Annotated in this window: 20 protein-coding genes; 11 read left to right on the plus strand and 9 right to left on the minus strand. The window is 71.8% G+C overall.

The features are described from left to right. The first annotated feature begins 90 nt into the window (after positions 1–90). From AC5RUW_RS13560 to AC5RUW_RS13570, 3 genes are read left to right on the plus strand one after another with little or no spacing between them, the layout of a single operon-like run. Positions 91–5052: a DNA glycosylase AlkZ-like family protein gene (locus tag AC5RUW_RS13560; RefSeq protein ID WP_494161164.1), complete on the plus strand. Its 4962-nt coding sequence runs from the start codon at positions 91–93 to the stop codon at positions 5050–5052. Then, positions 5045–5839 (plus strand): DNA-formamidopyrimidine glycosylase family protein, encoded by a 795-nt coding sequence (locus AC5RUW_RS13565; protein WP_494008234.1) that lies wholly within the window; start codon positions 5045–5047, stop codon positions 5837–5839. Before AC5RUW_RS13560 ends, AC5RUW_RS13565 begins: the two co-directional genes overlap by 8 nt. A 44-nt stretch (positions 5840–5883) precedes the next feature. Then, entirely contained in the window at positions 5884–7164 is a 1281-nt protein-coding gene (locus tag AC5RUW_RS13570; RefSeq protein WP_494161165.1) for a glycosyltransferase 87 family protein, read from the plus strand. 24 nt (positions 7165–7188) lie between these two features. Here AC5RUW_RS13570 and AC5RUW_RS13575 read toward each other — a convergent pair whose 3' ends face one another. After that, a complete protein-coding gene (locus AC5RUW_RS13575) occupies positions 7189–7821 on the minus strand; it encodes a class I SAM-dependent methyltransferase (protein WP_494161166.1) in 633 nt (210 codons plus the stop codon). Beyond that, positions 7821–8705, minus strand: a complete 885-nt coding sequence (locus tag AC5RUW_RS13580) for a LysR family transcriptional regulator ArgP (protein WP_494161167.1) — start codon at positions 8703–8705, stop codon at positions 7821–7823. The genes AC5RUW_RS13575 and AC5RUW_RS13580 overlap by 1 nt, the downstream gene beginning before the upstream one ends. Before the next feature lie 70 nt (positions 8706–8775). Between AC5RUW_RS13580 and AC5RUW_RS13585 the strand changes: the two genes are divergently transcribed. From AC5RUW_RS13585 to AC5RUW_RS13595, 3 genes are read left to right on the plus strand one after another with little or no spacing between them, the layout of a single operon-like run. Then, positions 8776–9372, plus strand: coding sequence for a LysE/ArgO family amino acid transporter (locus AC5RUW_RS13585; protein WP_494161168.1), 597 nt, complete (start codon positions 8776–8778; stop codon positions 9370–9372). Positions 9373–9406: 34 nt separating this feature from the next. Next, the gene (locus tag AC5RUW_RS13590; protein ID WP_494008227.1) at positions 9407–9769 is read left to right on the plus strand and encodes a hypothetical protein; all 363 of its coding nucleotides are present in this window, start codon (positions 9407–9409) and stop codon (positions 9767–9769) included. Further along, entirely contained in the window at positions 9766–10194 is a 429-nt protein-coding gene (locus tag AC5RUW_RS13595; RefSeq protein WP_494161169.1) for a GNAT family N-acetyltransferase, read from the plus strand. The genes AC5RUW_RS13590 and AC5RUW_RS13595 overlap by 4 nt, the downstream gene beginning before the upstream one ends. 102 nt (positions 10195–10296) lie before the next feature. On the opposite strand, the gene AC5RUW_RS13600 is transcribed toward AC5RUW_RS13595, so the two are convergent. The 5 genes from AC5RUW_RS13600 to AC5RUW_RS13620 all read right to left on the minus strand — a co-directional run bounded on the left by AC5RUW_RS13600 (position 10297) and on the right by AC5RUW_RS13620 (position 16575). Continuing rightward, positions 10297–11694 carry a hypothetical protein gene (locus tag AC5RUW_RS13600; protein WP_494161170.1) on the minus strand — a complete coding sequence of 466 codons (1398 nt, stop codon included), beginning with the start codon at positions 11692–11694 and terminating at the stop codon, positions 10297–10299. Beyond that, positions 11691–12677: an ABC transporter ATP-binding protein gene (locus tag AC5RUW_RS13605; protein ID WP_494161171.1), complete on the minus strand. Its 987-nt coding sequence runs from the start codon at positions 12675–12677 to the stop codon at positions 11691–11693. Before AC5RUW_RS13605 ends, AC5RUW_RS13600 begins: the two co-directional genes overlap by 4 nt. Then, positions 12674–13798 carry a FecCD family ABC transporter permease gene (locus AC5RUW_RS13610; protein ID WP_494161172.1) on the minus strand — a complete coding sequence of 375 codons (1125 nt, stop codon included), beginning with the start codon at positions 13796–13798 and terminating at the stop codon, positions 12674–12676. The genes AC5RUW_RS13605 and AC5RUW_RS13610 overlap by 4 nt, the downstream gene beginning before the upstream one ends. After that, complete coding sequence (locus tag AC5RUW_RS13615) at positions 13773–14903, minus strand: ABC transporter substrate-binding protein (protein WP_494161173.1); 1131 nt, start codon at positions 14901–14903, stop codon at positions 13773–13775. Before AC5RUW_RS13615 ends, AC5RUW_RS13610 begins: the two co-directional genes overlap by 26 nt. 160 nt (positions 14904–15063) lie before the next feature. Further along, positions 15064–16575 (minus strand): SulP family inorganic anion transporter, encoded by a 1512-nt coding sequence (locus AC5RUW_RS13620; protein WP_494161174.1) that lies wholly within the window; start codon positions 16573–16575, stop codon positions 15064–15066. A 171-nt stretch (positions 16576–16746) separates the two neighbouring features. Between AC5RUW_RS13620 and AC5RUW_RS13625 the strand changes: the two genes are divergently transcribed. Next, the gene (locus AC5RUW_RS13625; protein WP_494161297.1) at positions 16747–17700 is read left to right on the plus strand and encodes an RluA family pseudouridine synthase; all 954 of its coding nucleotides are present in this window, start codon (positions 16747–16749) and stop codon (positions 17698–17700) included. On the opposite strand, the gene AC5RUW_RS13630 is transcribed toward AC5RUW_RS13625, so the two are convergent. Beyond that, positions 17697–18002: a hypothetical protein gene (locus AC5RUW_RS13630; RefSeq protein ID WP_494008216.1), complete on the minus strand. Its 306-nt coding sequence runs from the start codon at positions 18000–18002 to the stop codon at positions 17697–17699. The two genes, AC5RUW_RS13625 and AC5RUW_RS13630, sit on opposite strands and share 4 nt — an antisense overlap. Positions 18003–18147: 145 nt before the next feature. Next, positions 18148–18609: a hypothetical protein gene (locus AC5RUW_RS13635; RefSeq protein WP_494008215.1), complete on the minus strand. Its 462-nt coding sequence runs from the start codon at positions 18607–18609 to the stop codon at positions 18148–18150. Between the two features lie 313 nt (positions 18610–18922). Here AC5RUW_RS13635 and AC5RUW_RS13640 point away from each other — a divergent pair, with 313 nt between their 5' ends. Genes AC5RUW_RS13640 through AC5RUW_RS13655 form a run of 4 tightly spaced genes read left to right on the plus strand, consistent with a single transcriptional unit; the run spans position 18923 to position 24433 of the window. Then, positions 18923–20518 (plus strand): pyridoxal phosphate-dependent decarboxylase family protein, encoded by a 1596-nt coding sequence (locus AC5RUW_RS13640; protein WP_494161175.1) that lies wholly within the window; start codon positions 18923–18925, stop codon positions 20516–20518. Beyond that, on the plus strand, positions 20515–21945 hold the full coding sequence (locus tag AC5RUW_RS13645; RefSeq protein ID WP_494161176.1) for a lysine N(6)-hydroxylase/L-ornithine N(5)-oxygenase family protein: 1431 nt from the start codon (positions 20515–20517) through the stop codon (positions 21943–21945). Before AC5RUW_RS13640 ends, AC5RUW_RS13645 begins: the two co-directional genes overlap by 4 nt. Further along, the gene (locus AC5RUW_RS13650) at positions 21942–22475 is read left to right on the plus strand and encodes a GNAT family N-acetyltransferase (protein ID WP_494161177.1); all 534 of its coding nucleotides are present in this window, start codon (positions 21942–21944) and stop codon (positions 22473–22475) included. The genes AC5RUW_RS13645 and AC5RUW_RS13650 overlap by 4 nt, the downstream gene beginning before the upstream one ends. Next, complete coding sequence (locus AC5RUW_RS13655; RefSeq protein ID WP_494161178.1) at positions 22472–24433, plus strand: IucA/IucC family protein; 1962 nt, start codon at positions 22472–22474, stop codon at positions 24431–24433. The genes AC5RUW_RS13650 and AC5RUW_RS13655 overlap by 4 nt, the downstream gene beginning before the upstream one ends. Positions 24434–24496 lie beyond the last annotated feature (63 nt).

Raw genomic sequence — 24496 nt, forward strand, 5'->3', positions numbered from 1 at the left:
CGGCGGGTTCGGCCCGCCGGCGTCGTACGCCCTGAGCCGAAGGCGGCGGAAGGAGCCGGAATTGTCACCGGGGTGCGGAACAATGGGGGCATGAGTCCGGCTGCCTCGGTCCTGCAGAAGTTCACCCCCGCCACGCGGGAGTGGTTCGAGGGTGCCTTCACCGCGCCGACGGCCGCACAGGAGGGCGCCTGGGACGCCATCTCCAACGGCTCCAACGCCCTGGTCATTGCCCCCACGGGGTCCGGCAAGACCCTCGCCGCGTTCCTGTGGGCCCTGGACAGTTTCATCAAGGACGCCGCGGCCGGCGGCAGCGGTGCCTCCCCCGCCGCTCCCGGGCAGGGTGAGCTCGACGTCGACCTCCCGGCGGCCGCCGGCACGGCAGGCGGCAAGGGCAGTGCCCGGCGTGGAAAGGCCGCCGAGCCGAAGCGCGGCACCAAGGTGCTCTACATTTCCCCGCTGAAGGCCCTCGGCGTGGATGTGGAGCGGAACCTGCGCTCCCCGCTGATCGGCATCACCCAGACCGCCAAGCGCCTGGGCCTGCCCGCCCCGTCCATCACGGTGGGCGTGCGGTCCGGCGATACCCCGCAGGCGGAGCGGCGGGCCCTGCTGACCAGGCCGCCGGACATCCTGATTACCACGCCCGAGTCGCTGTTCCTGATGCTCACCTCCCGGGCACGGGAAACCCTCGCCGACGTCGACACCGTCATCGTGGACGAGGTGCACGCCGTCGCCGGCACCAAGCGCGGCGCGCACCTGGCGCTGACCCTGGCCCGGCTCGACGCGATGCTGGAGAAGCCGGTGCAGCGCATCGGGCTCTCCGCCACCGTGGAACCGCACGAGACCGTGGCCCGGTTCCTGGGCGGCAACGCGCCCGTGCAGGTGGTGGCTCCGGCGTCGGCCAAGTCCTGGGACATCACCGTCACCGTGCCGGTGGAGGACATGTCCGACCTGGCCGGGGCGCCGGCCACCGACGACACGCTCGACGGCGGCTACGCGCCGCAGGCGAGCATCTGGCCGCACGTCGAGGAGCGGATCGTTGACCTGATCGAGGCCAACCGCTCCACCATCGTGTTCGCCAACTCCCGGCGGCTGGCCGAGCGGCTCACCGCGCGGCTGAACGAAATCCACGCGCTGCGGCTGGAGATGGCGCAGCTGACCGCCGAGCAGCTGGCCGCCGGACTGGACAGCGCAGACGGCGACGGCGGGAACGGGGCCGCCGGGTCCGACGCCGGTCCGGGGCGCGCTGCGCCGCCGACCGCCCGGCCCCCGGCGCAGCTGATGGCGCAGGCCGGCGTCAGCGTCCGTGCCCGGCCGCCGGCCGACGTCGCCGCCGCCGCGGACGATGAGGGCCCGTTGCTGGCCCGCGCCCATCACGGTTCGGTGTCCAAGGACCAGCGGGCCATGATCGAAGACGACCTGAAGTCCGGCCGGCTGCGCTGCGTGGTGGCCACCAGTTCCCTGGAGCTGGGCATCGACATGGGCGCGGTGGACCTGGTCATCCAGGTCGAGTCCCCGCCCTCGGTGGCCAGCGGCCTGCAGCGGGTGGGCCGGGCCGGGCACCAGGTCGGCGAGACCTCGCAGGGCGTGCTGTTTCCCAAGCATCGCGGCGACCTGCTGAACACCGCCGTCACCACGGAACGGATGCTCGCCGGGCAGATCGAGCCGCTGGCCATTCCGGCGAATCCGCTGGACATCCTTGCCCAGCAGACCGTCGCCGCCACCGCCCTGGGCGCGATTGATGTGGAGGAATGGTTCGACGTCGTGCGCCGGGCGGCGCCGTTCGCCGCCCTGCCGCGCTCGGCCTACGACGCGGTGCTGGATCTGCTGGCCGGCCGCTACCCCTCCGATGAGTTCGCCGAGCTGCGCCCGCGGATCATCTGGGACCGCGAGGCCGGCACCATCACCGGCCGGCCCGGTGCCCAGCGGCTGGCGGTCACCAGCGGCGGCACCATCCCGGACCGCGGACTGTTCGGCGTCTATCTGGTCGGCGAATCGGAGGGCAAGAACAGCCGCCGGGTCGGCGAGCTCGACGAGGAGATGGTCTACGAGTCCCGGGTGGGCGACGTGTTCGCGCTCGGGGCGACCAGCTGGCGGATCGAGGACATCACCCATGACCGGGTGCTGGTCTCCCCCGCCTTCGGCCAGCCCGGCAAGCTGCCGTTCTGGCGCGGCGATTCGCAGGGCCGTCCGGTGGAACTGGGCCGGGCCCTGGGCGGCTTCGTCCGTGAGCTGGCCGGGGCCGCAAAGGATTCCGCCCGGGAGCGGCTCGCCGCCGTCGGGCTGGACGAGTGGGCGATCGGCAACCTGCTGACCTATCTGCGCGAGCAGGAGCAGGCCACCGGCGTGGTGCCCACCGACCGGACCCTGGTGGTGGAGCGTTTCCACGACGAGCTGGGCGACTGGCGGATCGTGCTGCACAGCCCGTTCGGCATGCCCGTGCACGCGCCCTGGGCGCTGGCGGTGGGTGCCCGGCTGCACCAGCGGTACGGCCTCGACGGCTCGGCCATGGCCTCCGACGACGGGATCGTGCTGCGGGTGCCGCTCATGGAGGACGAACCGCCCGGCGCCGAGCTGTTCCTGTTCGATCCGGAGGAGCTGGAGGGCATTGTCACCGCCGAGGTGGGCGGCTCCGCGCTGTTCGCCTCCCGGTTCCGGGAGTGCGCCGCCCGTGCCCTGCTGCTGCCGCGGCAGAACCCGGGCAAGCGCACCCCGCTGTGGCAGCAGCGGCAGCGTTCGGCCCAGCTGCTGGACGTGGCACGCAAGTACCCGACCTTCCCCATCATTCTGGAGACCGTGCGGGAGTGCCTGCAGGACGTCTACGACCTGCCCGCGCTGAAGGGCCTCGCCGCCGCGATTGAACGCCGCGAGCTGCGCCTGGTGGAGACCACCACCCAGCAGCCCTCCCCGTTCGCCCGCTCCCTGCTCTTCGGCTACGTCGGCGCGTTCCTGTACGAAGGCGATTCCCCGCTGGCCGAGCGCCGGGCTGCGGCCCTGTCGCTGGACCCGACCCTGCTGAACGAACTGCTGGGCCGGGCCGAGCTGCGCGAACTGCTCGACGCCGGCATCATCGCGCAGACCGAGCGCGAGCTGCAGCGCCTGGCCACGGACCGGCGGGCCCGCGGCCTGGAGGGCGTGGCGGACCTGCTCCGGCTGCTCGGCCCGCTGTCCGTGGCCGAGACCGCCGCCCGGCTGCAGCCGCCGGCGGAGGCGGCGGAAGAGGCTGCGGACAGCGCGCAGGCCGACGCCGGTTACGCCGAGGAGCTGCTCGAGCAGCTGGTCCGCGCCAACCGGGCGCTGAAGGTCGGCGTGGCCGGCAAGACCCGGTACGCGGCCATCGAAGACGCCGCCCGGCTCCGCGACGCACTCGGCGTGCCGCTGCCGATGGGCGTGCCGCTGGCCTTCATCGAACCGGTCGCGGATCCGCTGGGAGACCTGATCGGCCGCTACGCCCGCACCCACGGCCCTTTCACGGCAGCGGAGGCCGCCGCACGGCTGGGACTCGGCGTCGCCGTCGTCACCGCCACCCTGCAGCGGCTGGCCGACGAGGGCCGCGTGGTGGAAGGCGAGTTCCGGCCCGCCGAGGCGCAGCTGCTGTCCCCGGCCGAGGGCACCGACGGCGGCAGCGCCGTCGTCACCATCCCGGCGCAGGGCACCGAATGGTGCGACGTTGAAGTGCTGCGCCGGCTGCGGCGGCGTTCCCTGGCGGCGCTGCGCAGCGAGGTGGAGCCGGTGGACCCGGCCACCTACGGCCGGTTCCTGCCCGCCTGGCAGAACGTGGGCTCCAACCTGCGCGGCCTGGACGGCGTGGTGACGGTGGTGGACCAGCTCTCCGGCGTGCCGATTCCGGCCTCCGCCTGGGAGCCGCTGATCCTGGGCACCCGGATCCGCGACTACGCGCCGGCCATGCTCGACGAGCTGACCGCCACCGGCGAGATCCTGTGGTCCGGCAGCGGCTCCCTTCCGGGCAACGACGGCTGGATCAGCCTGCACCTGGCCGAAAACGCGCCGCTGACGCTGTCCTCCGATCCGGAGTTCACGCCGTCGGACCTGCAGCAGCAGCTGCTCGAAGTGCTCGACGGCGGCGGGGCGTACTTCTTCCGCCAGCTCGGCGAGGCCCTCGCCGCGGCGGGGCAGAATGTGCCCGACGCCGACGTCGTCACCGCGCTCTGGGAACTGACCTGGGCCGGGCGGATCAGCAACGACACGTTCACCCCGGTCCGGTCGCTGCTCGCCGGCGGCAAGACCGCCCACAAGCAGCGTTCAGGGCCGCCGCGCGCCCGTACGGCCCGGCTGAACCGGCTGGGCCGCGCCCCCGGAAAGTCCCTGACCGGCAGCTCCATGCGCCTGGCCATGAACGGCCAGGGCCCGGCGGCCCGTACCTCCCCTGCCCTGGCCGCGGGCCGCTGGAGCGTGCTGCCTGCCCCGGAAACCGACACCACCCTGCACGCGCATGCCACCGCGGAACTGCTGCTGGACCGGTACGGGGTGGTCACCCGCGGGTCCGTGGCCAGCGAGGGCACCCCCGGCGGGTTCGCGCTGCTGTACAAGGTCCTCGCCCGGCTGGAGGAACAGGGCCGGTGCCGGCGCGGCTACTTCATCGAGCAGCTGGGCGCCGCCCAGTTCGCCGTCCCGGCGACGGTGGACCGGCTGCGGTCCTTCTCCCACGACGCCGACCTGCACCGCACCGAGCCGAAGGCCGTCGCCTTGGCCGCCACCGACCCGGCGAACCCCTACGGTGCGGCGCTGCCCTGGCCGGCGACCGATTCCGGGCACCGGCCCGGCCGCAAGGCCGGGGCGCTGGTGGTGCTGCTCGACGGCGCGCTGGCCCTGTACGTGGAGCGCGGCGGCAAGACGCTGCTGACCTTCACCGAGGATCCGGCGGAGCTGGAGCTCTGCGCGCAGGCGCTGGTCGGCATCATCCGCCGCGGAGCCGCGGAGAAGATGGCGGTGGAAAAGGTCAACGGTGCCGACATCCTCGACACCCCGGTGGCGCAGGCGCTGACCGCGGCCGGCTTCTACACCACGCCGAGGGGGCTGCGGTACCGTGCCTGAGGGAGATACCGTCTGGCGGGCGGCCAAGGATTTGAACGCCGCCCTGGCCGGGCGCGCCCTGACCCGCTGCGATATCAGGGTGCCGAAGTTCGCCACCACCGACTTCACCGGGCAGACGGTCGACGACGTGGTGTCCCGCGGCAAGCACCTGCTGATCCGCGTCGGCGGTGAGGACGGCTGGATCCTGCACTCCCATCTGAAGATGGAGGGCCTCTGGCACCTCTACCGGACGGGCGAAAAGTGGCGGCGTCCGGCATTCAAGGCCCGCTGCGTGCTGGAGGCCGGCGACGTGCAGGCGGTCGGCTTCGAGCTCGGGTTCCTGCGGGTGCTGCCGCGCCGGGAGGAGGCCGACGCCGTCGGCTATCTCGGCCCGGACCTGCTGGGCGCGGACTGGGACGCCGCGGAGGCGCTGCGCCGGCTGCGGGCTGAACCGGAGCGGCCGATCGGGCTGGCCCTGCTGGATCAGCGGATCATGGCCGGGCTGGGCAACGTCTACCGGTGCGAGCTGTGTTTCCTGGCCGGCGTGCATCCGCTCACCCCGGTCGGGCAGGTGCCGGACCTGCCGCGGATCGTGGAGCTGTCCAAGCGGCTGCTGGAGGCGAACAAGAACCGGTCCCGCCGGATCACCACCGGGGCGATGGGCCGGGACCAGCTGTGGGTGTACAACCGGGAAAAGCGCGGCTGCCTGCGCTGCGGCACCAAGGTCGCCCACGAACTGCTCGGTGACGACGAGCTGTCCCTGCGCGATCTCTACTACTGCCCGCACTGCCAGCCGCTGCGCGCCTGACGAGCCGGTCAGCAACCACCGCCCCGCTCCGTAGACTGGAGGCCATGCCCAGGAACCTGCCCCGGATCTCCACCCTGCCCCGTGCCGCCCTGATCTGGCTGGCCGTGGGGCTCCCGGCGGCCCTCGCGCTGGTCGTCGTCGCGGCGCAGATCCACGGACTGGACTTCCGCGTCTACCGCGAGGGCGTGCTCGCCCTGCTCGGGCTGAACGGCCACCAGCTGTATGACCCGAGCCTGATCGAAACCGACACCCGCGGCCTGCCGTTCACCTATCCGCCCTTCGCCGCGCTGATCTTCGTGCCGTTCGCCTTTCTGCCCGAGGCCTCCGGGCTGGCCCTGGTCACCGCAACGTCACTCATCTGCCTGGTTGCGGTGGCCGCCGTGGTGGTGGGATACCTGCGCCGAAACGCCGGGCTTCTGCCGGCCCGGCTGGCCGGCGTCCTGGACAGGCCCGCCGGGCGCGCGGGCGCCGTCGTCGTCGCCGTGCTCCTGATCGGTGTGCTCGGTCCGTGGCGGGAAGGGCTCGGCTTCGGGCAGGTCAATCCCACGCTGATGCTGCTGGTGCTCGCCGACCTGCTGCGCCCGGCCACCCGGGTGCCGCGCGGGGTGCTGATCGGCCTGGCGGCCGGGCTGAAGCTCACGCCGCTGGCGTTCGGGCTGATTTTCCTGGCGCGCCGGGACTGGCGGCCCATCGTGGTCATGGGGCTCACCTTCGCCGCCACGGTCGCCGCCGGTTTCGCCGCCGCCCCGCAGCAGGCCGCCGCGTTCTGGACCAGTGCACTGTTCGACGCGGAGCGGGTCGGCGACACCACGAACATGTACAACGTGTCGCTGAATTCGCTGGTCGCGCATCTGGGCGCCGGGGAGGCGCTGCAGCGGCCGTTGTGGCTGGCGGCGTCGCTGGCCGTCATCGTGCTGGGCTACCTGGCGATCCGGCGCGCGGACGAGGCCGGTGACAGGCTCGCGGCAATTTGCGCGAACGCCGTCGTGATGCTGGCGATCTCGCCGATCTCCTGGTTCCACCACTGGGTGTGGGCGGCGCTGCTGCTGCCGGTGGTCTATGTCTCGGCCCGACGGCGGACCGGCAGGGCGCGCGCCGTCGGCTACGGCCTGGCCGCCGTGATGGTGCCGGTGTTCCTGTTCTCGTCGGTAACCATCACGCTGACGTTCACCGGCGTGGTCCTGGAGCAGGGCCCTGCCGCGCTGGAGCTGTTCACCGGGCTTGGGGTTCTCCTGCCGGTGGCGGTGCTGGCCTGGTGGCTGGCCGTGCCCGCACCGCACGGAACGCAAAGCCGTCCTGCACAGCCGGTTCCCAGTCCAAGGTGACGGCCTGCGAGCACCGTCATCCGCTCAGCGTAGCGGCGGCGCGGTGCGCGGTCTTTCCGAACCCTTCCGCCGGGCGAGAATCGCGGCGTGCGGGCGCTGCCCGACGTCGGTGCGCCGGTGAGTCTCGACCACCTCGAACCCGGCGCGGCTCAGCTCCGCCGCCAGCTCCTGGACTGGCCAACGGAAGGCGGTGAAGACGGCATGGTCGAACGGTTCCACAGTCGGGCCGTCGAAAAACCCCGTGAGGAGCGTCCCGCCGGGTTTGAGCACCCGGGCACATTCCCTCAGCGGTACGTGGAGAGTGTCGGGGCGGAAGTGAATGAGCGAGTACCAGGCGAGGATGCCGCCCAGGGAGGCGTCCTCCACGGGAAGCGCCTCGAGGCTGCCTTCGTGGAACCGGACGCCGGGGAACCGCGTCCGGGCCTGCTCGATGAACTCGGGCACCTGGTCCACGCCTGCGACGTCGGCGCCCAGGTCCACCAGGAAACGTGTCCAGTGGCCGGGACCGCAGCCCGCATCCACGAGCGGCCCGCTGACCCTTCCCGCCCAGTCCGCCACCAGCCGGCGGTCCTCGGCATGGACCGCGTCCATGCTCCCAAGGACCTCGGTGTACTCAACCGCCCGTACAGCGTAGGCGTTCCGCACCGCCTCGTTCATCAGGAGGCCTCAGGCGCGTTGCCCCGCAGCGCCCGGGCCGCCCGCCGCACCGCCGCCGTCAGCCGGTCCAGCCGCTCGGATTGCAGGGCCCAGGACTGCCAGTACAGGACGACGTCGGATTGGGCCTGATCATCCAGCAGCACCAGGCGGCCGTCGTCGAAGTCGGAGCCGACCTGCAGTTCCGGCACCATGCCCCAGCCCAGCCCCGCGCGCACCGCGGCGACAAACGCCTCGGAGGACGGCACCATGTGCGTCGGAGGACGCCTGCCCGCATCGCGTGAGGCAAGGAACCGCCGCTGCAGGTCGTCCTTGGTGTTGAACTGCACCATCGGCATGGCGTCCCAGTCCACGACGCCGCCCGCAGCGTACCGGTCGCGGAGAGCCGGTGCGGCGGCGGGGACATAGCGCATCGCCCCCAGCCGGACGGCATGGCAGCCGTTGACCGGTCTGGGGTCCGCAGTGACCGCGCCGAGGACGTCGCCCTGCCGCAGCAGCCGGGCGCTGTGATCCTGGTCCTCCACATGCAGGTCCAGCGTGGTGCCGGCCCACCCGGCGGCTTCCTGCAGCACCGGGAGGAACCAGGTGGCCAGCGAATCGGCGTTGACCGCGACCGGGGTGGCGGTCCGGGCAAAGCCCGCGCCCAGGGCATCCCGGGCTTCGGCTTCCAGCAGCTGCACCTGCCGTGCCAGGCGCAGCAGCGCCCCGCCCGCCCCGGTGGGTGTGCAGGGCACCGTCCGTCGCACCACCACCTGCCCCGTCGACTTCTCCAACGCCTTGATGCGCTGGCTGACCGCGGACGGACTGATATGCAGCAGATCGGCGGCGGCTTCGAAGGTGCCCTCGTCGACGACGGCGGCCAGGGCGCGCAGGTGCTCGAAGTTCATGAAGGAAATCTAATGCATCCTGAGATTCATTCGTTTGTCTGCGGCCCGTTCCGGGCCTAGCGTCGAAGGCATGTGGAGCATCTGGAGCACGGGCCTGCTGACCGGTCTGGGACTGATCGTGGCCATCGGCGCGCAGAACGCCTTCGTGCTGCGCCAGGGCATCCGCCGTGAGCACGTCGGCGCCGTCGTCGTGCTCTGCGCGGTGAGCGACGCGGTGCTGATCCTGGGCGGCACCGCCGGCATCGGCGCGCTGGTCTCCGCGTTCCCGCTGGCTCTCGACCTCCTGCGCTGGGGCGGTGCGGCCTACCTGGCCTGGTTCGGGCTCCGGTCGCTGATCTCCGCGCTGAAGCCCGCCGCGCTCACGGCGCAGGAGCCGCGCTCCCGCGGCTCGGTCATCGCGACCACCCTGGCCCTGACCTTCCTGAATCCGCACGTGTATCTGGACACGGTGGTCCTGCTGGGCAGCATCGCCAATCAGTACGGTCCGGACGCGCGGTGGATCTTCGCCGCCGGGGCGGTGGCGGGCAGCATCCTGTGGTTTTCCGGGCTCGGCTACGGAGCCCGGGCCCTGTCCGGGGCGCTGAGCCGCCCGCGCACCTGGCAGGTGCTGGACCTGCTGATCGGCGTCGTGATGCTCGCCCTGGCGGCCAAGCTGCTGTTCGGGTGACCGGGCGGGGCCGGGAACACGGCACAATGTCTCTATGACCCCCGTTCCCGCCCCGGCTCCCGCCGGGTCCAGCCTGCGCGCCGATGTGCTGGTGCGCGGCATTCACCGGGTGCGGCTGGTGCTCAACGCCATCGTGTGCCTGCTGGTCCTGGCCATGGTGCTGATCTACGTCGCGCTGCTGCTGGGCATGCCGGACATCCCGCTGGGCCCCGACGAGACCGCCATGTTCGGGCTGCTGGGCACCATCGCCGTGGTGTCCTTTATCGCTCTCATCTACGGCGCCCCGGTAATCCTGGCGGTCAACGTCCTGGACTGGGGCGTGGCCCTCTACGTACGGCGGGCGGCTCGCCGCGGACTGCGGGAGGAACCGCCGGTGGTGAAAGAATCGGAGGCGTGAGCACCTCCGCCCCGAATTCCTACCGCCTGGTTCCCGGTCCTCCGCCCGTGGATGCCTATCTGCGTCTGCGCGCCGAGTCGGGCCTGTCCCCGAAGAAGCGCGAACAGGCCGAAGCCGGCCTGCCCGGCGGATGGGCCGCCTGCCACGTCGTGGACGAGGCGACCGGCGAACCGGTGGCGATGGGCCGGGTGATCGGCGACGGCGGCTGGTACTTCCACGTGGTGGACATGGCCGTGCTGCCCGGCCACCAGCGCCGGGGCCTCGGCGACCGCGTGCTGACCCATCTGCTGGACACCATCCGCCGGGAAGCACCCGCCGGAGCCTGGGTGACCCTGATGGCCGACGCCCCGGGCCGCCGCCTCTATGCCCGCCACGGCTTCACTGAAACGGCGCCGGAGTCCCTCGGCATGGGGCTGACCCTCTAGCTGCCCCGCGCCGTCGGGCCCCTGCCGCTTCCGCTGCCGGCTGGGGAATCCGCTGCCACTGCGCGGCGGCAGCGGCGTCCCGAACCGGCAGCGGCGCCGGCGTTACGCCGGAGCCGTAACCCGCGCCGTCCGGTGCGTGGCCGTGACCCAGCGCAGCAGCGAGTAGAGCAGCTGGGAGGCGCCGGGCATGAAGCCCGACCCGTGGTGGTAGACCGGGTCCATGGTGGTCACCAGCAGGCGGGCGGGCTGGTTCACCTCGTCCACGTACAGCAGCGCGCCGAGCTCGGCGCCGTCCTCCTCCATGACCACCAGCTGCCGGGCGCCCGGGCGCGGGTGCAGCACGCCGTGATGGTGCCAGGCCACCGCCCGCGGGGTGAGGAACTGCCACATCGGGTCCTCGGGCAGCCGCAGCCGGGTGCCGTTGTCCTCCCCGGTGCGCCAGGTCCAGAACACGGTCGGCCGGAAGGTGTAGCCCACCCCGGGCAGCCAGTCCTCGACCTTGTTCTCACCGAGCACGACGACGGTCTTCGCCGGGTCCTGCAGCGTCTCCCGGAGGGCGGGGGCAAAGCGGGCCAGCTGCCCCTGGTGCAGCCGGTCCCCCACGATGACCGCGTCCAGATCGGCCAGCGCAGCCGGGTCCGCCTCGGGCAGGTACACCGATTCGATCCGGTACGGCGCCAGGGCGGGATCGGCCAGGGTACGCAGCGCGGTGAAGGTGCCGCAGTGCAGCAGCCCGATCCGCGGCGCGTCCCCGCTGGTCCCGGGCACGGCGGCGGCCGTCCGGCCCGCGGCGTCGACCGGAGCTGCGTCGGACGGGACGTCGGTGTCCGACGCCGGCGCTGCCGCAGCCCGGCCGCCGGTGCCGCCTGCCAGCCAGGCCACCAGGTTCGGGCCGATCCGTCCGATCGTGTACTTCTCGTCGCTGAAGCTCTCCAGGTCGTTGCCGCCGTGCACCAGCACCTCACCGGCGCCCAGCGGATACGCGTAGTCCAGCGGCAGCCGGTACTGGCCGATGCCGGTGATCACGGAAGCGCCGTCGGGAAGGTCCAGATGGTAGCCGCGGCCGTAGAAGCCGGCGACGCCGATCTCCTCCAGCCGCTCGTAGCTGTGCACCCCCGGCACGCCGGTGCGGTAGTGCAGGTCCTTGTAGTCCACGCCGTCCCACACCGGATGCGGGGTCACGGCATGCGGGCGCACGTCCTGCGCGCCGCGGAACTCCAGCTTCCGCCAGGCGGCCAGCCCGTCGATAAACGGCCGCACCACCTGGCCGTTGACCAGGACCCGGCCGCCGCGGCGCACGAAGTCCGTCAGCTCGGCCTGGTACCGGCCCAGCAGCAGGTGGTCGACGCCGCCGCCGATGATCAGCCCGGAGGCCGAGAGGATGCGGGCGCGGGCGGCGTCATTGTCCAGGTCGTACGCGTCGACGTCTTCGATGGCGCCGCGCCAGGTGGGGTCGTTCTGGCCGCGCATCGGCGTGCCGCCGATCAGGCGGATAATCACGGGTGGTCCTTTCGGGAAGAGATGTGCAGGGGCAGTTCCGCACCCGGGGCGCCGACCGCCTCGGGCACGGGGCAGGCCCGGCAGGACGGGCCGAAGTCCGGCACCGCGATGACGCGGTCCCCGGAGACGGTGCCGACGGTCGGGGTGCAGATCGGCAGCCCGTACACCTCGGACAGGGCCGGTCCGGTGAGCAGGTCCTCGGTGGGGCCCCAGCGGGTGTCGTCGCTGCCCACGAACAGCAGCGCGTTGCGGCTCACGTGCAGCGCGTGGTCGGGATGGTGGGTGGTCATGATGATGCCCATGCCGTCCGCGGCCAGGCCGGCGAGGACGCCGAGCACCCGGGACTGGTTGTGCAGGTCCAGGGCCGAGGCCGGCTCGTCCAGGATGAGCAGCTCACAGCCGGAGGCCACCGCCCGGGCGATCAGCACCAGCTGGCGCTGCCCGCCGGAAAGCTCGGAGTAGTCGCGGTGCGCCCAATCGGCCACGCCCACCCGCTGCATGGCGGCGTCGGCGGCGTCGTGGTCCTCGCGGCGCGGGCTCTGATAGGCGCGCAGGTGCCGGGTGCGGCCCATCAGCACCATCTCGGCGACGGTGAAGGCCGGGCCGGCGCCGTGGTCCTGCGGCACGTAGCCGATGCCCGGGGCGCAGTCGATGCTGCCCTCGCGCGGAGCCAGCAGCCCGGCCAGGCACTTGAGCAGCGTGGTCTTGCCGCGGGCGTTGGGTCCGAGGATGGAGAGGATCTCGCCGCGGTGCAGCTCGAATGCGAGGTCGCGGAACAGCCAGGGCCGCAGCCGCGAGTAGCGGTGCCCCAGGCCGGTGACCCGCATCAGCGGCTCACCGGCGGACGACGCCGCCGGCCGGGCGGGTGCGCCGAGCGGGTGCGGTGCCGTTCCCGGCTTGGGGAGGCGGCGCCGGTCCGCGCCCGAAGCGGGGGCCTCAGCGCCGTCGACGGCGGCCGGATCCGTTGCGGAGAGTGCGGTCATGACATCTCGCCTTTCTTCTGGGAACGCGCCAGCAGGGCCACGAAGACCGGGGCGCCGATGATGGCGGTAAGGATGCCCAGCGGCAGTTCGCTGCTGGACAGGGAGCGGCTGAGCGTGTCGATCAGCATCAGGTACGCGCCGCCGAGCAGCGCGGACGCCGGCAGCAGCACCCGGTGGTCCGGACCCACCCAGAGCCGGGCCAGGTGCGGCACCACCAGGCCCACCCAGCCGACGGCGCCGGCCACGGCCACGGTGCCGGCGGTCATCAGCGCCACCGCGCACAGCAGCACCACCCGGGAACGGTGCGGGTTCACGCCCAGAGCCGCGGCGTCGTCGTCGCCCAGCGAGAGGACGTTCAGCCGCCAGCGCAGGGCGAGCACGACGGCCGCGCCGACGGCAACCGGCACCAGGGCGGTGAGGACCTTGTCGTAGCCGGCGGCGGCGATGGAGCCGAGCAGCCAGTGCACGATCGAGGGCAGCTCGGAGTAGGGGTCGGCCAGGTAGGTCATGAAGGAGACCAGGGCGTTGAAGAACGCGGCCACCACGATGCCGCCGAGGACGATCATGAGCATCGGGTTGCTGCGTCCGCCCATGCATCCCAAAGCCAGCACCACGGCGAGCGCGGCGAGGCCGAAGCCGAACGCCCCGCCGACCATCCAGCCGCCGGACAGGCCCAGGGTCAGCACCAGCACCCCTCCGAACGAGGCGCCGGCGGTGACGCCGATGATGTCCGGGCTGACCAGCGGGTTGCGGAACAGGGCCTGCAGGCAGGCACCGCCGAGGGACAGCGCCCCGCCGACCAGGAAGGCCAGCAGCACCCGCGGCAGCCGGACATCCAGCACCACGGTGGCTTCCTGGTCGGTCCAGGTGCGGCGGATCAGGCCCTCGCCGCCGAACAGGGCGGTGGCCTCGTTCGCCAGGATGCGCAGGATCTCGTTGGGCGGCACCCAGTACCGCCCGGCCGCCATGGATACCAGCGCCACCGCGAGCAGGATGAGCACGCAGAGCAGGATCGGCAGCCGGTGGCTGCGCTGCCGGCCGGCCGTGGTGTCGGGCACCGGACCGGTGTCCTGCCCGGTTTTCAGCACGCCCACCTCAGCCGCGGAAGACGTCGTAGCCAACGCCGTCGCCGTTCATGTCCAGGCGCAGCGCGGCGTCGATCTGCTTCTCGGAGACGTCGTAGCCGTAGAGGTAGCGGATCTTCTCCTTCATGGCCGCGCGCAGCGTGTGCCCGGTGCGCTCGGGGTGGTACAGCTCGGCGGCCCACTGCCACATCAGCGGCGACTCGGCGCAGGGCACCTCCCAGCGGTAGCCGCCCAACGGCGCCTTGTAGACCCGGCGGTTCCTCACCGCGGAGACGGAGGCCAGGGCAGCGTCGGCGTACACCTCTGCGGGTGTGCGGGCGTCGAAGCCGCCGAGGGTGATGATTTCGGGATCCCACTCGATGAGCTGTTCCGCGCTGACCACGTTCTCGGCGGAGAGGTTGTCTGCGGCCATGTTCCGCCCGCCGGCCAGCTCCATCCAGTAGTGCATGTAGGAGGTCTTGTTGGACGCGGAGTAGCCGTCCCCGGACTGGCCCAGGTGGACCACGCGGACGGGAGCGACGCCGTCGAGCTCCTCCTGCAGCCGGGCGATGTCGGCGTGCATCCAGTCCACGATCTCGGTGCCGCGCTCGGGCTTGCCGAGGATGGTGGAGAACAGGGACACCCAGGTCTCGAGGTATTCCTGCGTGCCGTAGAGCAGGCAGACGGTCTTGAAGCCGGCGTTCTCCAGCGGCTCGACCAGCCCGTCGCCCTGGTCCGCCCACTGGAACACGACGTCGGGCTCCAGCGTGGTGATGGTCTCGATGTTGGGGGTGAAGCTGGACGGGGAGATGGTGGTGGTCGTCTTCGACTCGGGGAACATCTCGCCGAACAGGCCCTGCTGGTTGGCCTGCAGGGTGGATTCGTTGATGCCGACGATCTTGTCGTAGCCGCCGTCGACGGCGGCCAGCATGGACGGCGAGGGAATGACCGTGGTGGCGATCCGCTGCACCGGGGCGTCGAAGTGAACCTGCACGCCGCGCATGTCGGTGACGGTGAAGCCGCCGGAACCGGCCGCGGCGGCTCCGGTGCCGACAGTCTCGCGGGATGAGCAGGCGCCCAGGGCCAGGGCGGCCAGGCCGAGACCGGCGCCGCCGAGGAGGCTGCGGCGGGAGATGCGCTGTGGGGGTCGGGAGACAGGCAACGGAAATCCTATCGGGCACGGAGTTAGGCTTCCCTAAGGAAGGATGACCTAATCATCAGAGCACACCCGAACCGATTAGCGCATATTTTTATGCCCTAATTGACGGATGGTTTCCGTCACACTGTGTCATGCAGGCGCCGCGGCCGCCGCGCTCCTGCGGCTAGGGCAGCCGGCCGCCCATGCGTTCCTGCATGCTGGCGCTCGCGGCGTTCAGGCCGGTGATCGTCACGGTCTTGCCGCGGGTCCGATACTTCTCGGTGATTGAGTCCAGCGCCGCCACGGTGGAGGCGTCCCAGACATGCGCGCCGCTCAGGTCGATCCGCACCTGCGCCGGATCCGCCGCGTACTCGAACTGCGTGTAGAGGTCGTTCGAGGAAGCGAAGAACAGCTCGCCGGTGACCGCGTAGGTGACCGACGCACCGTCGTCGGCCACCGCGCGCTGCACGGTGACGAAATGCGCCACCCGGCGGGCAAACAGCACCATGGCGGCCAGCACGCCCACCCCGACGCCGATCGCCAGGTTGTGGCTGACCACGGTGACGATCACGGTGGTCACCATGACAGCGGTCTCCGACTTTGGCATCCGCTTCAGGGTGTCGGGGCGGATGCTGTGCCAGTCGAACGCGGCGTACGCGACGAAGATCATCACGGCCACCAGCGCGGCCATCGGAATCAGCGCCACGATGTCCCCCAGCACCACCACCAGGATCAGCAGGAACACGCCGGCGAGGAAGGTGGAGATGCGGGTGCGGGCACCGGAGGCCTTGACGTTCATCATGGTCTGCCCGACGACGGCGCAGCCGCCCATGCCGCCAAAGAACCCGGTGACGATGTTGGCGATGCCCTGCCCGGCAGCCTCACGAGGCTTGGAGGAGCGGGTATCGGTGATGTCGTCCACCAGCTTGGCGGTCAGCAGCGATTCGAGCAGGCCCACGAACGCCATGGCCAGCGCGTAGGGGGCGATGATCTGCAGCGTCTCGAGCGTCAGCGGCACGTCCGGGAACAGCAGGGCCGGCAGCGAGTCCGGCAGCTCACCCTTGTCCCCCACGGTCGGCAGGTTCCAGCCGGCCAGGACGGCGGCGACGGTCAGCACCACGATCGCGACCAGCGGGGCGGGCACCGCCGTCGTCAACCGCGGCAGCAGGAACACGATCAGCAGCCCGACGGCCACCACCGGGTAGACCAGCCAGGGCACGCCGATCAGTTCGGGCAGCTGCGAGGAGAACACCAGGATGGCCAGGGCGTTGACGAAGCCGACCATCACCGAGCGGGGAATGAAGCGCATCAGCTTCGCGACGCCGACGGCGGCCAGCAGGATCTGGATGATCCCGGCCAGGATGACGGTGGGAATGAGGTACTCGACGCCGTTTTGGGCGACCACCGGGGCAATGACCAGGGCGACGGCGCCGGTGGCGGCGGAGATCATGGCCGGACGCCCACCCACGATGGCGATGGTCACCGCCATCGTGAAGGAGGCGAACAGGCCCATCCGCGGGTCGACGCCGGCGATCACCGAGAAGGCGATGGCCTCCGGGATCAGCGCCAGCGCCACCACGAGCCCGGCCAGGACCTCCGTCTTCAGCAGCCGCGGTGAGCGCAGGGTACCGAGGACGGTCTGGCGGGCCGGGGCAGGCTGCAGGGCAGGTGCCGGGTTCGGGGCAGGAGAGGGCAAGGCGGTTCCGTTCACGTCTGGTTCAGGTGCCGCGGGCCGGGGCAGCTGCGCCGGGGCCGTGCGTCGAACACCGGTTCCAGAGTACCGCCGCCGCCCCGCCCGCTTCCGGCCTGCTGCAGGAGCCGCCTCCGCGCCGACCGTCGGTCCGCCCGCGGCTATCCTTGAACCGTGATGCAATCCCCGCTGCCCGTCCGCAACGGGGTCAACGCCACCCGCCTGCGGCTGCCCGCCGAGGGCCCCTGGGCCACCGCCATGGAGTACGTCCTGGACCGCTTCGGCCACGTAGATCCGGACGGCATCGTCGACCGCTTCGACCGCGGGGAGGTCGTCGGGCTGGGCGGCGTTCCGCTGGACCGCACCACTCCCCTGAGCGAGCACACGTTCATCTGGTACTACCGGGAACTGCCCGCCGAAACCCGGCTGCCGGTGGAGCTGAACATCCTGCACCGTGACGAGGACCTGCTGGTGGTGGACAAGCCGCACTTCCTGCCGACCACCCCCGGCGGCATGTACGTGGCGGAGTCCGCCCTGGTTCGGCTGCGGGTGCAGCTGGACCTGCCGGACCTGGTGCCGATCCACCGGCTGGACCGGATGACCGCCGGCGTCCTGCTCTTCGCCGTGAATCCGGCCACCCGCGGGAAGTACCAGGTCCTGTTCGAGAAGCGGCGCGTGGAGAAGGAATACGAAGCCATCGCTCCCGTCCGCGGCGATCTGGAGCTGCCGCTGACACTGCGCTCGCGGATGGAGAAGTCGCGCACGTATCTGCTGGCCCGGGAGGTCGAGGGCGAGCCGAACGCCGAGACCCGGATCGAGCTGCTGGAGCAGCGGGCGGGGCTGGGCCGGTACCGGCTGCTGCCGCACACCGGCAAGACGCACCAGCTGCGGGTGCACATGGCCTCTCTGGGCATCGGCATCCTGAATGACCGGTTCTATCCGGACCTGCTGGATGAGGCTCCGGACGACTACGCGAATCCGCTGCAGCTGCTGGCCCGCTCCATCCGCTTCACCGATCCGCTGACCCGGCGCGAGGTGGAGTACCGCAGCGGGCTGAACCTCTCGGCGTTTCCGCCGGACAGTCCGGCGGCCGTTTCGAGGTCTGATCTGCCGCGCCGGCGGCACGCCTAGACCGGCTCCCACCGCCCGCGCCGGCGGCGCAGGATCCGCAGCCGGCCGACGTCGGCCACCTCCGCCACCGCGTGCCGCATCGACAGCGCCGCACGGGTGGCCTGCCGGCTCTCCGCCTCCCAGTCGGCCGGGTCCACGAGGAAGCGCAGGGTGATCCGGGGGATGCCGGCCGCGATGTCCAGCTGGTTCGCCTCGACCAGGTGCAGGCTGCCCAGGACGGCGACGGCGGTGTCCATCACCGCTTCGGGCCGCTGTCCCGGATGCAGGGCAAGGATTTCAAGCTGGGCACGGAAGGAAGGCACCCGACAACCCTAGGACACGGGCGTTCAGGGAACGCTTGCCGGCCCGAGCTTGCGCTCGGGCCGGTCACCGTAGGTCAGCTGCTCGGGGGCCGCCGTAGGCGGAGCAGGACACTGCTTTCACGGCTGCCTCCGGAGCAGGCTGGGCTCAGATGCCGCGTTCGGTGTCCTCGGCGTCGAACTCCGCCAGGGAGTCGCCGCCGCGGTTGAGGGGATCATCGCTGGCGTCGTCCTCGTCCGCCACCGTTGGATCGTCGAAGTCGACGTCATCCGCGGCTTCGCCGATGGTGGGCGTGCCGGGCGGGATCTGGCTGTCTCCCTCGTAGAAGCGCTCCTCGGCGGTGTCGTCGCGGAGGGTCTGGTCGGATTCGACGCCGGGCTCGTTCAGCAGCGGCTCCTCCTTGATCAGCGGGTCGTCCTGCCAGTTCTCCGGGTTGTCCTCGGCCGCTCCGGGGTAGCTGAGGTCCTCGGCGTCGGTCAGTTCGCTTTCCTCCAGCAGGTCCTCTTCGGAGACCACGGTCAGCTCGTCCGGAGTCGCAACATCGGCGACGTCGTTGGCCAGGACCGGGTTGTCGCCCAGCTCGGGATCGGGAATGCTCTGCTCGCTCATGCTCTGCCTTTCCGTCGAAGACTGCCGCCGGTGAACCGGCGACCTAATAGTAAGCCTACTGATCCTTGACGCCCGGCACCAGTTGGATCAGCCGGGCGGAAGCCGCTGCAGCGGGCGGAACGGGCCCCGGAATGCCTGCCCCGCTCGCGCGTCATTATGCCCGGGCGGCTGCGCAGCGGAAGACCTGCCAGTCGAATCCGCTGAATATTTCCCCACGTCAGCGGGATTACGTCACAAAAGTTTGCCGTAAAGGATGTCCTAAGTAAGGGTTGCCTTCGTTATGACAACGCAACACACAGAACAGGGGTCCCTCGTGACGCTGTTGCAGAAACCCGAACCGGCCCTCGAGGCGGACCGACGCCCGACGCCCACGGCGCATCCGGTCCTTTCCCGCGATGCGGCTGCCGCCGCGCCCGCCGCCGCAGACCGCACGCCCGGCGCCGTCGACCAGCTGCTCACCGGCCGCACGGCGGAGCGCTACCGCAGCGAGGTCACCGCCGCCGTCACGCACACCGCTGCCCGGGTCGCCGCCGTGGAACACCCCTTCACCGGCGTCCGCCCTGCCGAGCTGGCCCCGGCGGTGGAGGCCGTGGACCTGGACACGCCGCTGCCGGACACCGAAGCGGTGCTGGAGGAAATGGATGAGCTGTACCTGCGCGACGCCGTCTGGTTCCACCATCCCCGCTACGCCGCGCACCTGAACTGCCCGGTGGTGATTCCGGCGCTGGTCGGCGAGGCCGTGCTCTCCGCCGTGAACTCCTCGCTGGACACCTGGGACCAGTCCGCGGGCGCCACCCTGATGGAGCGGCGGCTGATCCGGTGGACCGCGGACCGGCTGGGCCTGGGTCCCGATGCCGACGGCGTCTTCACCAGCGGCGGCAGCACCTCCAACCTGCAGGGCCTGCTCATTGCCCGCAACCACGCCGTCGCCGGCCTGCGCCGCGAGCCGGGCCGGGACCGGGACCGGCTGCCGGCGCTGCTGGGCCAGCTGCGGATCTTCGCCTCCGAAGCCAGCCACTTCAGCGTCCAGAAGTCCGCCGCCCTGCTCGGCCTGGGGTACGACGCCGTCATCACCGTTCCCACCGACCGGCACCGCCGGATGGACCCGGCCGCACTGGAGCAGGCCCTGGCCGCGAGCGCGGCGCGCGGCGAGATCCCGATGGCCGTGGTCGCCACGGCCGGCACCACCGATTTCGGCAGTATCGATCCGCTGGCCGCCTGCGCCGACGCCGCCGCGCGCCACGGAGCCTGGCTGCACGTGGACGCGGCCTACGGCGGCGGGCTGATGACCAGCCGCCGCCACCGCAGCCGGCTGGCCGGCATCGAAGCGGCGGACTCGGTGACCGTCGACTACCACAAGACCTTCTTCCAGCCCGTCTCCTCCAGCGCCCTGCTGGTGCGCAGCGCCGCGTCCCTGGGGCACGTCACCTATTACGCCGACTACCTCAACCCCGCGAGCGCCGCCGCCGAGGAGATTCCCAACCAGGTCGACAAGAGCATCCAGACCACCCGCCGCTTCGACGCACTGAAACTCTGGCTCACCCTGCGCACGCTGGGCCCGGACGGCGTCGGGGAGCTGCTGGACGCCGCCGTCGACCTCGCCGAGACCGCAGGCGCGCTGATCGAGGCCGATCCGGACTTCGAGCTGGCCGCCCCCGTGCAGCTGAGCACCGTGGTGTTCCGCTTCCGGCCGCCCGGCGGCAGCGAGGACGCCGCCGACGCCGCCGCGCTGCGGATCCGTCGCGCGCTGGCCGCCGAGGGCTCGGCCGTGGTGGCCGGCACCCGGGTGGACGGCCGGCACTGGCTCAAGCTCACCCTGCTCAACGCCGAAGCCACGGCGGCCGACGTCCGGGCCATCCTGGACCGCATCCGTGCCCTCGGCACCCTCCCGAACGGAGCGGCCGCATGAACTCCTCGCTTCCCCCCGCAGCCTCCACACCGGACACCGCCTCCGCACGGCACCGCGGCGCGGAACCGGAGCGGGTCCACGACCTGCTCGGCATCGGCGTCGGACCCTTCAACCTGGGCCTGGCCGCGCTGAGCGAACCGATCGCCGCCCTGGACGCCGTGTTCCTGGACGAGCGGCCCGGCTTCGACTGGCATCCGGGCATGATGCTCCCCTCGGCCCACCTGCAGGTGCCGTTCCTCGCCGACCTGGTCACCCTCGCCGACCCCACCTCCCGCTATTCCTTCCTGAACTTCCTCAAGGAGACCGGGCGGATCTACCGGTTCTACATCCGTGAGAACTTCTATCCGCTGCGCGCCGAATTCAACGCCTACTGCCGCTGGGTCGCCGAGCAGCTGCCCGGCGTCCGGTTCGGCACCCGCGTCACCGCCGTCACCCACGGCGGAGGCCTCTACACGGTCACCGCCGAAGGACCGCGGGGCACCGAAACCTACCGGGCCCGCCGGCTGGTGCTCGGCACCGGCACCGCTCCCTGGCTGCCCGACGGCGCCCGGCACCTTCCGCAGGCCGGCGGCACCGCCCTGCACAACGCCGACTACCTGGCCCACCGTCCGGAACTGCTCACCGCCGGGTCGGTGACCGTCGTCGGCAGCGGGCAGAGCGCCGCCGAGGTGTACCTGGACCTACTGCAGAACCGCGCCCCGGACGCCGAGCTGAACTGGGTGACCCGCTCCGGCCGGTTCTTCCCCCTGGAGTACACCAAGCTGACCCTGGAGATGACCAGCCCGGACTACGTGGACTACTTCCACGCCCTGCCGGCGGCCACCCGGGACGCCCTGGTCGCCGAGCAGAAGAACCTCTACAAGGGCATCGACTCCGACCTGATCAACCAGATCTACGACACGCTCTACGAACTGAGCGTCACCGGTTCGCCGCGCACCCGGCTGCTGACCGGCGTCGAACTGGAATCAGCCGCCTGGGACCCCGACGCCGGCACCCACCGGCTGCGGCTGCGGCACGGCGAGCAGGGCAGCGGCTTCGCCCTGGACAGCGAGGCCGTGGTGCTGGCCACCGGCTACGCCTACCGGGAACCGGAGTTCCTGGCCGGCATCAGCCACCGGATCCGGCGCGACGCCGCCGGACGGTTCGACGTCTCGCGCAGCTACGGGATCGGCGTGGAGCCGGGCGAACTGTTCGTGCAGAACGCCGAGCTGCACACCCACGGCTTCGTCACCCCCGACCTGGGCATGGCCGCGTACCGGAACTCGACCATCCTGCGCGAGATCCTCGGCTTCGAGTACTACCCGGTGGAGGCTGCCACCACGTTCCAGGAATTCGGCGCCCCGGCCCCCGGTGCTGACGGGCCCGGGAGGCCCCGCACCGGCCCAGCGGCAGGCACGCCGGCGGCACGGATCGGAGCGGGCGCATGAGGTTCGAGTTCCGGCCGGTGGACCCGCCCGCCGACGCCGCGCTGCTGCATTCCTGGGTCACCCGGCCCTACGCCCGCTACTGGATGATGCAGGAGGCCTCGCCGGCCGACGTCGAAGCCGAATATGCGGGCATCGCCGCCAACCCGGACCATGACGCGTTCCTGGGCCTGGAGGACGGGGAACCGGCCTTCCTGATGGAAAGCTACGCGCCCGCCGCCTCGCCGCTCGCCGCCCACTACGACGTCGCCCCCGGAGACCGCGGCATGCACCTGCTGGTCGGGCCGCCGGACACCCCGCGCCCCGGCTACACCTCCGCCGTGTTCGCCGCAGTGATGCAGTTCCTCTTCGCGGACCCCGCGGTGGAACGCATCGTGGTGGAGCCGGACGTCCGCAACACCAAAATCCACACCCTCAACGAGCGGTACGGTTTCCGCCCGGCCGGCGACATCCGGCTGCCGGAGAAGACCGCCCGGCTGAGTTTCTGCACCCGCGCGCAGTTCACCGCCGCGCTCCAAGGAGTTTCCGCATGAGCCTGACCCACACCAGCGCACCCGGCCCGGCCCCGGCCGCTCCCGCCGCCGCGCCCGCCGACGTTCCCGCCGCGCCGTCGGCTGCCGCCGCCGGACCCGCCGGCACGCCCGGACCGCTGCCCTCCCCTGACCATCTGGACGCCCCGCGCTGGGCGTCCGCGAACCGGCACCTGGTGCGCAAGGCGATCGCCGAGTTCTCGCACGAGCGGATCCTCGCCCCGGTTCCCGACGGCGAGGGCACCGCACCGGCGTTGGGCGGCGCCGGCGGCCTGCGCGGCTACCGGCTGGTGTCCGACGACGGCGCGGTCGAGTACCACTTCCGGGCCCGGATCCTGGACCTGGAGCACTGGAGCGTCGACGCCGGCAGCATCCGGCGGATCCGCGGCGGGCAGGACCTGCCGCCGGACGCGCTGGACTTCATCACGGAGTTCGCCGCCACGCTGGGCATCCGGGACAAGATGCTGCCGGTGTACCTCGAGGAGCTTAGCGCCACCCTCGCTTCGCACGCCTTCAAGCAGTCCCCGGACCGGCCCGGCAGCGCCGAGCTGGCCGCCGGCGTCACCGGCGGCACGGACCCGGCCGCCGATTTCCAGGCCGTGGAGCAGGCCATGAGCGAAGGCCACCCCTGCTTCGTCGCGAACAACGGCCGGCACGGCTTCGGCCGCGGCGACTTCCTCGCCTACGCACCCGAAGCCGGCGCCCCGGTGCACCTGGCCTGGATCGCCGGGCGGGCGGACCGCACCGAGTTCAACGCGGTGGACACGCTGACCTACCGCCGCCACCTGGCCGCGGAGCTCGGCCCGGAGCTGCTGGCGCACTTCGAGTCACGGCTGGCGGCCCGGGGCCTGGACCCGCAGGCATATGTGCTGATCCCGGTGCACCCGTGGCAGTGGGAGCACAAGCTCACGGTCACGTTCGCGGCCGACATTGCCGAGGGCCACATCGTGCCGCTGGGCACCGGCCCGGACAGCTACCAGGCGCAGCAGTCCATCCGCACCTTCTTCAACCGGGACCGCCCCGCCGCCTGCTACGTGAAGACCGCCCTGTCCGTGGTGAACATGGGCTTCATGCGCGGGCTGTCCTCCGAGTACATGCGCTCGACGCCTGCCATCAACCAGTGGGTGGCCGACCTCGCCGCAGGGGACGCGGTGCTGCGCGAAACCGGCTTCGAGGTGCTGCGCGAGGTGGCCGCCGTCGGGTACACGAACCGGCACCTGCAGGCCGCGGCCCCGAAGGGCTCGGCATACCGCAAGATGCTCGCCGCGCTGTGGCGGGAGAGCCCGCTGCCGCGGCTGCGCGACGGCGAGCAGCTGGCTACCATGGCGTCGCTGCTGCACGTGGACCGGAACGGGCAGCCACTGGCCGCCGCCCTCATCCGCCGCTCCGGGCTGCCCGCCCGGCGCTGGCTGGGCAGCTTTCTGCGGGCCTACCTCGTGCCGCTGCTGCACTGCTTCTACGCCTACGACCTCGCCTTCATGCCGCACGGCGAGAACGTGATCCTCGCCCTGCGGAACGGCGTCCCGGAGCGGGTGTTCATGAAGGACATCGGCGAGGAGGTCATCGTGATGGGCGATGCGGTGCCCCTGCCCGAGGCGGCCCGCCGGATCCGGATCGAGATTCCGGAGGAGGAGAAGGTGCTTTCCCTCTTCACGGACGTGTTCGACTGCTTCCTGCGCTTCCTCGCCGCGATCCTGGCCGAGGAAGGGCTGCTGGACGCGGATGGGTTCTGGAGTGCGGTCGCCGACGTCGTCCTGGAGTACCAGCGCGAGCACCCGGAGCTGGCGGAGCGGTTCGCCGCGCATGACCTGTTTGCCGCCGATTTCGCGCGCTCCTGCCTGAACCGGCTGCAGCTGCGGGACAACCAGCAGATGCTGGACATCTCCGATCCCTCCGGCGGCCTGCAGTTCTCCGGCCGGCTGGCCAACCCGCTCGCCCGGTACCGGCCCGCCGCCGCCTGACGCCGGCCGAGGCCGCCGGAGCCGCCGTCGGCTCCGGCGGCGGTTCGCCGGCGCGCCGTCAGG

Source organism: Arthrobacter sp. Y3222053 (assembly GCF_059092805.1).

What these genes read in the sequence shown, in the direction of transcription:
- AC5RUW_RS13650 (WP_494161177.1), top strand. Translation starts at nt 21,942, where the DNA reads ATGAGGTTCGAGTTCCGGCCGGTGGACCCGCCCGCCGACGCCGCGCTG.
- AC5RUW_RS13580 (WP_494161167.1), bottom strand. Translation starts at nt 8,705, where the DNA reads ATGAACTTCGAGCACCTGCGCGCCCTGGCCGCCGTCGTCGACGAGGGC.
- AC5RUW_RS13570 (WP_494161165.1), top strand. Translation starts at nt 5,884, where the DNA reads ATGCCCAGGAACCTGCCCCGGATCTCCACCCTGCCCCGTGCCGCCCTG.
- AC5RUW_RS13575 (WP_494161166.1), bottom strand. Translation starts at nt 7,821, where the DNA reads ATGAACGAGGCGGTGCGGAACGCCTACGCTGTACGGGCGGTTGAGTAC.
- AC5RUW_RS13590 (WP_494008227.1), top strand. Translation starts at nt 9,407, where the DNA reads ATGACCCCCGTTCCCGCCCCGGCTCCCGCCGGGTCCAGCCTGCGCGCC.
- AC5RUW_RS13585 (WP_494161168.1), top strand. Translation starts at nt 8,776, where the DNA reads ATGTGGAGCATCTGGAGCACGGGCCTGCTGACCGGTCTGGGACTGATC.
- AC5RUW_RS13655 (WP_494161178.1), top strand. Translation starts at nt 22,472, where the DNA reads ATGAGCCTGACCCACACCAGCGCACCCGGCCCGGCCCCGGCCGCTCCC.
- AC5RUW_RS13645 (WP_494161176.1), top strand. Translation starts at nt 20,515, where the DNA reads ATGAACTCCTCGCTTCCCCCCGCAGCCTCCACACCGGACACCGCCTCC.
- AC5RUW_RS13605 (WP_494161171.1), bottom strand. Translation starts at nt 12,677, where the DNA reads ATGACCGCACTCTCCGCAACGGATCCGGCCGCCGTCGACGGCGCTGAG.
- AC5RUW_RS13625 (WP_494161297.1), top strand. Translation starts at nt 16,747, where the DNA reads ATGCAATCCCCGCTGCCCGTCCGCAACGGGGTCAACGCCACCCGCCTG.
- AC5RUW_RS13635 (WP_494008215.1), bottom strand. Translation starts at nt 18,609, where the DNA reads ATGAGCGAGCAGAGCATTCCCGATCCCGAGCTGGGCGACAACCCGGTC.
- AC5RUW_RS13560 (WP_494161164.1), top strand. Translation starts at nt 91, where the DNA reads ATGAGTCCGGCTGCCTCGGTCCTGCAGAAGTTCACCCCCGCCACGCGG.